Consider the following 9,100-nt stretch of genomic DNA (forward strand, 5'->3'; position numbering starts at 1 on the left):
CGCTCATTTTTCCGATGCTGCTCAAAGGGAATCGATGCTGCGTGATGTTTATCTCTGGACTCTCGAATCTATCCTGTAGGATGGAATCGGTTTATTGGATTTTAAAATCTTGCCTCCAGCCGGCGGACACATGGGTCTGCGCCCCTACCTGTGAAATGGTGAATTCACACGCTGGTTGCCTGGATCGCATTGGTCCTTTTCTGCAGTAGCAGGGAGTTAAAGAAATGACGATTTTTTTGATGCGTGATCGCCTTGTGAACCCCTCACGATGCCCCTTCATGTACTTGCGATGGCTGATGAATGTCGCTCGAAGCGTTATGAACAATAGGACGTGTTTGAGCAGGTTTTTTGAAAATCGCTCTGAAACCAGAGGCTTTGATAGTACTCCTCTGGAATCAGTTCGCGATGTTCCCGTACTCACTCGCGCGCCCGATGCTTATAACACATATCATGGCGAGCGGCGGGTTGTCATCCAGTCCAGTTTATTCAGGTATCACTGCACGCACCGTCAGCACATTCTGTCGGCAACGGGCGGAGTGAACTGTTTTCGTTTCAACCTAATTCGAGCCACCCGCAGAAGTGGTAGCGACAGCAGGTCGAATTGTAGACAGTGCCGGCAGTTGCTCTTCCAGATGCCCTTTGGACTTCGTCCAGACGAGCAAGCCTTCGAACATCATCCAGATCTGAAGTGCGATCACCGCGATGCCAAACAGGAACAGATGCTGCTTTTCAGGATTGTAATACCAGCCGGTTCCGCTGTTGAACATATTCCAGAGCATGGCCCAGGCGGGCATGATGAGCATCACAATCATCGGCACGAGTGCAAATATGAATGGTTTATTGCGGCGGCGGAGATAAAACACGATGACCATAAACGCGAGCCCGGCCAAGAGCTGGTTGGTGGCACCGAACAGCGGCCAGAGAATCAAGCCCCCACTGCCCGGTCCTGCGGTTGCATTCGCGGGCATCATCGCCACCATTCCGCCCAGGAAGACTGCCAAGCCGGTGGCGGCATACTTATTGGTGAGCGGTTTGATATGAATGGTCGCCGCCAGTTCCTGGATGACGTATCGCTGCAATCGTGTGGCGGTATCCAGCGTTGTCGCAGCAAAACTCGCCACCAGCACGGCGATGATACTGATACCCAATTTGAGAGGAATTCCCAGCGATGTCAGAAAGTTCCCACCGCCATGAATAAAAGCTCCGACCTTGTCTTTCAGGCCAAACGCACCCCAGCCTTTACTGGAATCATAGCGGGTTTCCCAGGCAGCGACTCCTGTCAGCTGGGTCTCCGTGCCTGCCACCATGGTCGGTTGATAATTATAAGCGGCGCCTTCACCAATTCGCGAAAATTCGCCCATACCCACACCCGCACAACAGGCGAGAATTACAATGACCGCCAAGCCCCCTTCAAGGAGCATGGCACCGTAGCCGACGTATTGGGCATCCAGTTCGGATTCAACTTGTTTACTGCTGGTACCACTGCTGACGAGACAATGAAATCCACTACAGGCACCGCAGGCGATGGTGATGAATAAAAACGGCCAGATCGGCGGTGCGTCGGCAGGAATATTCGTCGCGATGGCAGGTGCACTTTGCATCAGGTCGGCCTGCCCGGTCGCTCCGGAAACAATGGCTCCAATCAGTAACAGGCCCAGCGCCAGGACGAGTTGGTGGCTGTTGATAAAATCGCGTGGCTGCAGTAACAACCAGACCGGCAAGACTGATGCGACGGCACAATACGCTAATAACACGAATGTCCAGAGAATCACCGTATTCGGGAATTCCCCCATCACAGGGATGTTGAACATGGTGGCAATATCAACTGGCCAGTAGTAAGCCCCCAGATAGACCGAGGCGTAAACAATGACCAACGCAATGAGTGAAGGAACGAGTAATTCAGAATTTTGTTTATACACCATCAGACCAATGACAATGGCGATGGGCATCGTGATCCAGACGGGGATGACGGTTTCCGGATGCATTGCGAAAATAATCGCGATCACTAGACCAAATATTGCCAGCACGACAGTCAGCGACATCAGCAAAATCAACAGAAATAAGATCCGCGTCCGTGGTGCAATCAAGCGACCGGCGACTTCACCTACGGTCTGTCCGCGATTGCGCAATGAAACAATGAGTGCGCCAAAGTCATGTACGGCGCCAACGAAAATCGAACCGAATAATACCCATAACAGTGCCGGCAGCCAGCCCCAGAAGACGGCAATCGCCGGTCCCACAATCGGACCGGTCCCTGCGATACTGGTGAAGTGATGACCGAAGATGACTTCCTTTTTTGTAGGAATAAAATCGACATCATCGCGCAATTGTTTACTGGGAACTTCTGCGTCACCGTCGACATTAAAGATTTTTTGTGAAAGCCACTTTCCATATGTGTGGTAGGCAATGATGTAACCTATAAAAGCTCCCGCAGCGATCAACAGTGTGGCCATTCGTTTTCTACTCCAGCATCTTACTTTGAACCAGCTAAACTGGCTGACTATTACAATTTAGTTTCGGATCGACTTCGATTCGAATTGCAGCGGCTGACCTGACTTTGACACGACCAACAGATCACACGTAAGTACAATGCAGAAAACCAGAGCGCTTATTACAGATTATACATCTACCCATAAATTGGCAATTAAGTTGCCCGAGATGCCTGCTCACAACGCGAAAAACTATACATTAGAACCGTTTACATTGCCCATAATCGCCTCCCGCCGACACAATCGACACACCCGACACATCCCGCATGGCAGAACCCATCTTCTCTCAATGACGTCATTTAACCCATTTTAATGATCATACTCGGACACAAAACGTCGATGTAGGTAGTACCCACGAGGAACTCACTAAAACATGCAGGGATGTGGGTCATTGCCGGTAAGGGAGTTTTTGCAACAAATCGTACTCGATCTCTGGTGAGGCTGAACACCAGAGTCGCCACCGATTTAAGCCTCTCTTTTCCGGACTAATTTGTTTTACTTACATTCGAATATACAACAGGTGACAAAACTTTAATTCAAAGCGATAAGAGGTTTGTCGCCTCTTCAGATATCACCTCATTGGCCCAGAACATAAGATCTACGGAAGGAGTTACTACGATGCTTGTATTGTCGAGACAACGCGACGAGAGCATTATCATCGGAGACAATATTGTCATTACTATTGTCGATATTCGGGGTGATAAGGTACGGCTAGGAATTGAGGCACCAACAGAAATTCCAGTGCACCGTCAAGAAGTATACGATGCGATTCAACGCGAAAACGCGATGAAAGAATCAGAAGCGCGTCGTCCTTCATCTCAATCGCCGACTAAAAATGCCAGCGAGTGATCTGCGACAACGAAGTCGTTCGACACACGGGACATGGCCAGGTTTCAATTAAAGATTAATTGAATGAGTCGCAGGGGGAAGTTTGATACGAAGTCAAACTTCCCCCTGTTTTTATACCGGCCGAACTTTCACAGAGACCGTCCAGTGGCGATCCGAGGTAATTTGCGCTGTACCCGGTGGCAACCCACATGCTTTTAGTAACGCCTGCACTTCGTCTAACGTCAGTGCCGCGTGCAATGAATTATGAAACATCTGCCGTTGATGCGGGTTTGCCTCTCCGGCATATAATTCGACCAGGCGATCCAACTCTGCAGACGAGTCCGGCCGCAGCAGGTCGCGTACAAACAGAAATCCTTCTGGTTTGACAACGCGAACCATTTCGTGGAACACACTCCCGGGTTCGGGTACATGGTGAATTAGACTGTTTGAGATCACGCCGTCAAAACAATGATCGGCACAAGGCAGCTGTTTTGCATCTGCTCGCTCTAAAGTCACGACATCTCTCAGCCCCACCCGCTGCAGATTCCCTTCGGCCACATGCAGCATTTCCGTCGCCAGATCGGTCGCTACGATTTTGAGCCGTTCATTCCGCCGGCAAAGTTCTATCGGAATCAAGGCGGTGCCGGTTCCCAGATCAAGAACGGTCAGATCATTCGCATCGGCCGAGCCACTGCATTTCGCTTGATGTGTGGCGATCAATTCCAACACCGCCTCTGCAAACAATCGATTGATGTCACCGTGATCCATTGAGTTATAGTCGGCCGCTTCCTCGCGCGTATCCATGACTTCTGGTTCGAGTTGACGCGGAATCATATTCGGTCTCCTTCCCCATCAGGGTTAAATCAGAAACGGCTTTACAACAAAAAAAGAGCCCTCACTTTGTATGATGAGGGCTCTTTTTCATTTTTTAAATTTCAAACTCGTAAGTTGAAGCTCAGGCTTCTACTTCCGGAGATCCACCATCGCCTTCAACTGAACCAACGGTTTCCAGTTCTTCTGTTTCTGCTTCGAAAGAGGTATCAAATTCGAGCCGTTTTTCATCGCCGACTTCGGTGACTCTGACCAGCACTTTATTCTTACCTTCGAAGGCACCACGCAGTAATTCTTCTGCGAGCGGATCTTCGATATACCGTTCCACTGAACGACGCAGCGGACGAGCACCGTAATCGAGTTCGCCGCCTTCGGAACCTTTGTCGATAATAAATTCGCGTGATTCGTCGGTCAGATCCAGGGTGACCCCCTGCTCTTTCAAACGACTAAGTACCTTGCCAAGTTCGATGTCCACGATCTCCTTCAATTCTTCGCGTGTCAGTTTGCGGAACACAACGACTTCATCAAGACGTCCCAGAAACTCCGGCTTGAATTCTTTCTGGAGATCATGCATCAGGTTACGCTTCATGGCTTCGTAGCTGGTGTCATCATCGGCTTTGCGGAAACCAAAGGCATCCCCATGAGCCATACCCTGAGCACCGGCATTCGTTGTCATGATCAGAACCACGTTCTTGAAGTCGACTTTACGACCAAAGCTATCGGTCAAATGGCCTTCTTCCATAATCTGCAACAGCATGTTGAAGACATCGGGGTGTGCTTTTTCAATTTCATCGAGCAGCACAACCGCGTAAGGCCGACGACGAATTTTTTCCGTCAACTGTCCGCCTTCTTCGAAGCCGACATATCCCGGAGGTGCACCAATCAAACGACTGACATTGTGCTTCTCCATGTATTCACTCATGTCGATCTGAATCAAAGCCGACTCATCACCGAACATGAATTCTGCCAGCGTTTTCGCGAGTAACGTTTTTCCAACCCCGGTCGGACCAGAGAATAAAAACGCACCCATTGGTCGCTTGGGATCTTTCAACCCACTACGACTACGACGCACGGCTTTGGAAACCTGTTTAATGGCTTCGTCCTGGCTGATGACCCGCTGATGCAGTTCATCTTCCATATTCAACAGACGCACGGTGTCTTCACTGGACAGACGGGTCAACGGTACGCCGGTAATTTTAGCGACCACTTCAGCCACAACTTCTGCGTCCACCACGCCATCGACTTCTTTGGATTTTTCACGCCATTCCTGAGTCAAAGACTCTTTGCGTTTCTTGAGCTTATCGGCCTGATCTCGCAGGTTTGCTGCGAGTTCAAAATCCTGGTTGGCAACAGCTTCTTCCTTGGATTGATTCAGCCGTTCTGCTTCTTCCTCCAGTTCTTTCAAATCGGGAGGACGGACCATTGATTTCAGACGGATACGAGCACCCGCTTCATCAATCACATCAATGGCTTTGTCTGGAAGACAACGGCCGGTGATATAACGTGATGACAATTCGACTGCTTTTTCCAAAGCATCATCGGTAATCTGAACTTTGTGATGTTCTTCATAGCGTTCCCGCAGACCACGCAGAATTTCTACTGTCTGCTTGTCTGTTGGTGGTTCCACCATCACATTCTGGAAACGTCGTTCCAGAGCGCTATCTTTTTCGATATATTTACGGTACTCATCGAGTGTTGTTGCACCGATACACTGCAATTCGCCACGGCTCAAAGCGGGCTTCAATACGTTGGATGCATCAATCGCACCTTCCGCACCGCCGGCTCCCACCAGGGTGTGCAATTCGTCGATGAACAGAATCGTATTCTTTGCACGACGGACTTCGTTCATGACCGCTTTAATGCGCTCTTCGAACTGACCACGATATTTCGTGCCGGCAACCATCATCGCCAGGTCCAGTACCACGATTCTACGATCACGGAGCAAGTCAGGAACTTCCCCGTTGATGACCATCTGAGCAAAACCTTCGACAATCGCAGTTTTACCAACGCCTGCTTCACCCAGCAAAACCGGGTTATTCTTCTGTCGGCGACAGAGAATTTGAATGACGCGTTCAATTTCCTTAGCACGACCAATTACTGGATCCAGCTTTTTCTGCTTGGCCAGTTCGGTCAGATCGCGACCAAAACTATCCAATGCGGGAGTCTTGCTTTTGCTGGCTTTCTGACTGCCTGTTCCTGGTGTCCGTTCGCCAGCTTCGCCCCCTTCCAGGCCATGGCCCAGAAGATTGAGAACTTCTTCGCGTACTTCTTCCAGTTTCAGCCCCAGGTTCATCAGAACCTGAGCGGCAACGCCATCCTGCTCACGCAGTAAGCCCAGCAACAGATGCTCGGTCCCCACATAATTGTGGTTCAGATTCCGCGCTTCTTCCATCGCATACTCGATGACTTTTTTCGCCCGAGGTGTTTGAGGCAGCTTACCCATCGTGACCATGTCTGGTCCGGATTGGACAATCTTCTCAACTTCCAAACGGATTTTTCGTAAATCCACGTCCAGATTTTTCAGCACATTGGCTGCAACCCCTGAACCCTCTTTGACTAATCCTAAAAGGATATGTTCGGTCCCGATATATTCGTGATTGAAGCGTTGAGCCTCTTGGTTGGCCAACTGCATCACTTTTCGAGCTCGATCTGTAAACCGCTCGTACATAATTTGTTTCTCCTATGGCCCTGTGTTATGTCGGGCACTTTTGGATGAACACTGTGACTCTGCTTTGAAACTGAATGCTTCAAACGCAGAAATCAATTCTCCCAAACTATTCTAAAAATGGAACCGTATTTGATTTGTCTTAATTTATTCCAAAAATGCCATTTGAAGACCTGTACATCTTTAAACAACATCACTATTTGAAACGAAAATTGTTTCTTTTAGGAAAGGCTTCTACGAATAATACGTTACTCACCAAAAAACGTCGAGGAATTTCCCAAAACTACTACCAGATCGTGAAAGGAAGTCACTGAAACGCCACAACTTACTAAAATATTCTACCCATCTTAACACTCCTGAATTCGAGGCGACTCGTTGTTCCGGGTAGGACATTCTGATTCATACAGGATCACACAGGGAATCACCACCCTGCCAAAGCCGCAAAATCGACACAATCCACAAAAGCAGTTATTGTAATTCTAGTCCCCACACCTCATTGTAGCAAGATTAGCCTTTAATCGGTTAACCTGTTGACTGCATGATTTCCCTCAACGGACAAAGAATGTGTCCCACTACCAACGATCGTTTCAAGAAAAACCCAGACCGTTATGCAACATTTACTGACAGCAGGAGCCCAGCGTGCATTAAAAGAAGCCGAGCGAATTGCGCGAAGTTCAGATGCATCAGAGCTGGCTGCTATCCACTTGCTGGCAGCACTTGCCTTTGAAGAATCACGGGCCGCTGAGCTAATGCTGGCCCATCAAATTGAACTGGCGATGATCCTGGACCAATTCCCAATCCGACTACCCGAGGAACCAGTCACACCAGACTCGGAATCCACCAATCAACCGCTTGAGCTCTCACAGGCGATGCATCATTTCCCTGCGCTGCGGGAAATTTTGAACCAGGCATTGGAACAATCCCGCCGAGCGGATATTCCCACCGAAATCGGAAGTGAGCATCTTTTATGGGGCTTGCTGACCACATCTGGCGAACACTCCGATTGGCTCAGCTCGCAGGGAACAATCACAACAGAGGCGATCGAACAAGCCCTCAACATCCAGCAACGTCATTCAGCAGAACCAATCAACGTGGACTTCGCATTTCGAGTGGTTCCCACCACGGCCAGCGATCAGACGAATACGTTCAGAACTATCGACGCTGCTGCCAACCGCCTGCGGGAAGGCCTGCGCGTGATTGAAGATTACCTCCGCTTTTCACTCGACGACGCGCATTTGATGGAACTGTTAAAAAACTCCCGTCACCAATTGGTAGAGGCGCTCAAATTTATCGGACAGGATTCACTGATCGCCAGCCGCGATACACTCCACGATGTGGGTACCAGCATTAGCACCACATCTGAATTTGAACGGCAGTCAATGGAACATCTGCTGCAGGCAAATTTGAAACGCGTGCAGGAAGCGACGCGCACCCTGGAAGAGTTCGGCAAACTGATCTCTGTGGAAGCAGCCGCTTTATTTAAACAGATGCGTTATTCACTTTATACTTTGGAAAAAAGTATTCTGTCGTGTGTACATAATCAACGCCGTCTGGAAAACTGCCGGCTGTATCTGCTCGCCTCCGAATCATTATGCCATCATGGTTCTGGCCCTGCCATTCGCGAAGCGCTGGCTGCGGGCGTCGGTATCGTCCAGATTCGCGAAAAAGAAATGACAGACCGCCAGCTGCTGGAGCATGGCAAACACGTCCGCGAGTGGACCCGCGCCGCAGGAGCGATTCTGATCATGAATGATCGACCGGACCTCGCTGTTGCGATCGACGCTGACGGTGTACATGTTGGCCAGGATGAATTACCAGTGCGGGAGGTCCGACAAATAGTCGGGCCACAACGAATGATTGGTGTCTCTACGCATAATATTGAACAGGCTCGTCAGGCCGTGCTGGATGGAGCCGACTACCTCGGCGTTGGCCCCACATTCCCCACCACTACCAAAACCTTCGCAGAACACGAATATGCGGGTCTGGAGTTCGTGAAACAGGTTGCTGCCGAAATCACACTCCCCTGGTTTGCCATTGGAGGCATCAACGCAGACAATTTCGAACAGGCGATTCAAGCGGGCGCCCAACGTGTGGCAGTCAGCAGTGCTATTTGTGGCCACGAACATCCTGGCCAGATCACGAGCGTTTTACGGGAACAATTTCCAAGCTGATATGATCACTGCGTAAGCGAATCATTGCCACACCACGAATCTATCGAATTTGCTCATATTCATCGGGTAGGAGGGGGGATTTCTCCCCCCGTCCTCCCACACCACCGTGCGTACGG

Annotated in this window: 5 protein-coding genes; 2 read left to right on the forward strand and 3 right to left on the reverse strand. The window is 49.9% G+C overall.

The features are described 5' to 3' along the window. Positions 1 to 557: 557 nt before the first annotated feature. Complete coding sequence (locus AAC022_RS22210) at positions 558 to 2,453, reverse strand: carbon starvation protein A (protein ID WP_339734575.1); 1,896 nt, start codon at positions 2,451 to 2,453, stop codon at positions 558 to 560. Positions 2,454 to 3,107: 654 nt separating this feature from the next. Here AAC022_RS22210 and csrA point away from each other — a divergent pair. Beyond that, complete coding sequence (gene csrA, locus AAC022_RS22215; protein ID WP_339734577.1) at positions 3,108 to 3,338, forward strand: carbon storage regulator CsrA; 231 nt, start codon at positions 3,108 to 3,110, stop codon at positions 3,336 to 3,338. A gap of 111 nt (positions 3,339 to 3,449) precedes the next feature. Here csrA and AAC022_RS22220 read toward each other — a convergent pair whose 3' ends face one another. Together AAC022_RS22220 and AAC022_RS22225 are read right to left on the reverse strand one after the other, a co-directional pair. Next, on the reverse strand, positions 3,450 to 4,151 hold the full coding sequence (locus tag AAC022_RS22220) for a class I SAM-dependent methyltransferase (RefSeq protein WP_339734579.1): 702 nt from the start codon (positions 4,149 to 4,151) through the stop codon (positions 3,450 to 3,452). A 121-nt stretch (positions 4,152 to 4,272) separates the two neighbouring features. Beyond that, positions 4,273 to 6,816, reverse strand: a complete 2,544-nt coding sequence (locus AAC022_RS22225) for an ATP-dependent Clp protease ATP-binding subunit (protein WP_339734581.1) — start codon at positions 6,814 to 6,816, stop codon at positions 4,273 to 4,275. 605 nt (positions 6,817 to 7,421) lie between these two features. Between AAC022_RS22225 and AAC022_RS22230 the strand changes: the two genes are divergently transcribed. After that, entirely contained in the window at positions 7,422 to 8,984 is a 1,563-nt protein-coding gene (locus AAC022_RS22230) for a thiamine phosphate synthase (protein ID WP_339734583.1), read from the forward strand. The last annotated feature ends 116 nt before the right edge of the window (positions 8,985 to 9,100 follow it).

Origin of the sequence: uncultured Gimesia sp., from assembly GCF_963976445.1 — a bacterium.
Taxonomy (GTDB): Bacteria; Planctomycetota; Planctomycetia; order Planctomycetales; family Planctomycetaceae; genus Gimesia.

Bases quoted from the DNA above. Each gene is read 5' to 3' on its own strand.
- AAC022_RS22210 (WP_339734575.1), bottom strand. From the start codon at position 2,453: ATGGCCACACTGTTGATCGCTGCGGGAGCTTTTATAGGTTACATCATT.
- csrA (WP_339734577.1), top strand. From the start codon at position 3,108: ATGCTTGTATTGTCGAGACAACGCGACGAGAGCATTATCATCGGAGAC.
- AAC022_RS22220 (WP_339734579.1), bottom strand. From the start codon at position 4,151: ATGATTCCGCGTCAACTCGAACCAGAAGTCATGGATACGCGCGAGGAA.
- AAC022_RS22225 (WP_339734581.1), bottom strand. From the start codon at position 6,816: ATGTACGAGCGGTTTACAGATCGAGCTCGAAAAGTGATGCAGTTGGCC.
- AAC022_RS22230 (WP_339734583.1), top strand. From the start codon at position 7,422: ATGCAACATTTACTGACAGCAGGAGCCCAGCGTGCATTAAAAGAAGCC.